Raw genomic sequence first — 1,438 nt, forward strand, 5'->3', positions numbered from 1 at the left:
ACATCTGTTCCGTCACGGTCTGGCGACGACGATGATTCGTCACGGGGCCTCGATGGCAGAAATCGCCGAGGTCTTGCGGCACCGCTCACCCGACAGTACCGCGATCTACGCAAAGGTCGCGTTTGAGGACCTGCGCGGTGTCGCGCGTTCGTGGCCCACGGCGGGAGGTGCAATATGACTGCGATCTACGAGTCTCTCGCCCAGTACGTGGCAGTCCGCCGTGCTCTCGGGGCGTCATTCTATGAACCTGCATTGGCACTCGGTCATTTCGTTGATTTGCTGGAACGCGAAGGCGCCGAGTTCATTACAACCGATCTGGCTCTGCGCTGGGCGATGACGCCCGAACTCGTCGAACGCGCTACGTGGGGGCGGCGTCTCTCTCAAGTGAGAGGATTTGCCAGATGGATGAACGTGATTGACAGTCGAAACCAGATTCCTCCAGCAGGACTCCTGAGTGCCCGCAGACGGCGCAACGCCCCGCATATTTACACTGAGCAGGAAATTGATCGGCTTATGACCCGCGCCGCTCAACTGCGGTCCCGAACCGGCATGCGAGCACTGACCTATTCGACGCTCATAGGGCTTCTTGTAGCGACGGGCCTCAGGCCAGGCGAAGCGTTTCGGCTCGACCGGTCCGACGTTGACCTCGTCAGCGGGATATTGTCCATCCGGGAATCGAAGTTCGGCAAATCCCGCTTTGTTCCTGTAGCAGAGTCTTCCCGGGTGGCTCTCGAACACTATGCCCGGAAACGCGATCAACTCTGTCCTGTACGATTGAGCGAGGCGTTCCTGGTTAGTGAGCGAGGCAAGCGACTGAAGGCAGGCACTGTACGAAGCATGTTCGTCAGAATGTCGCGCGCTGTTGGTCTGAGATCGGCGACAGAGGACGGGTGCGATGGTTACGGCCCGCGCCTCCAGGACTTCCGGCATAGCTTCGCGACTGGCAGGCTGGTCGAATGGTATCGCGCCGGTCTGGACGTAAGTCGGGAGTTGCCGAAACTTGCCGCCTACCTCGGGCATGTCAACATCGGCCTTACGTACTGGTACATCGAAGCGGTTCCTGAGTTGCTTGAACTCGCGGCAGCCTATCTCGACAAGGACTGTCCGGGAGAACGGCCGTGAGCGCCGCCAGCCTCCCAGCCCTCGTTCAGCGCTTCTTCACGCAGCGCCTGCTCGAGCAGCAAGGTCTGAGTTCGCATACGGTGGCAAGTTACCGTGACACGTTCCGGCTGTTGCTGGCGTTCGCCACGAAGCATATCGGGCGCGCGCCGTCAAAGCTGCGAATCGAGGACTTCGACGTGTCGTTGATCGAGGAATTCCTGCAGCACCTCGAACACGGCAGAGGCAATTCGGTGCGCACACGCAACACGCGGCTTGCCGCCGTGCATGCCTGCTTCCGGTTCGTCGCGGTCAGCGAGCCTGCGTTGTTTCTGCAGTG

At 60.4% G+C, this 1,438-nt stretch carries 3 protein-coding genes; all 3 read left to right on the forward strand.

What is annotated here, in order from left to right; translation table 11 throughout:
• Positions 1–4: 4 nt before the first annotated feature.
• Positions 5–178, forward strand: a complete 174-nt coding sequence (locus P7F28_RS08165; RefSeq protein WP_277184009.1) for a tyrosine-type recombinase/integrase — start codon at positions 5–7, stop codon at positions 176–178.
• Positions 175–1,122 carry a tyrosine-type recombinase/integrase gene (locus P7F28_RS08170; protein WP_277184007.1) on the forward strand — a complete coding sequence of 316 codons (948 nt, stop codon included), beginning with the start codon at positions 175–177 and terminating at the stop codon, positions 1,120–1,122. The genes P7F28_RS08165 and P7F28_RS08170 overlap by 4 nt, the downstream gene beginning before the upstream one ends.
• A partial coding sequence (locus P7F28_RS08175; RefSeq protein ID WP_277184008.1) for a site-specific integrase occupies positions 1,119–1,438 on the forward strand: 320 nt, incomplete at its 3' end. The genes P7F28_RS08170 and P7F28_RS08175, both read left to right, overlap by 4 nt.

The sequence above is a fragment of the Caballeronia sp. BR00000012568055 genome (genome assembly GCF_029439455.1).
Taxonomy (GTDB): domain Bacteria; phylum Pseudomonadota; class Gammaproteobacteria; order Burkholderiales; family Burkholderiaceae; genus Caballeronia.

Bases quoted from the DNA above. Each gene is read 5' to 3' on its own strand.
- P7F28_RS08170 (WP_277184007.1), top strand. From the start codon at position 175: ATGACTGCGATCTACGAGTCTCTCGCCCAGTACGTGGCAGTCCGCCGT.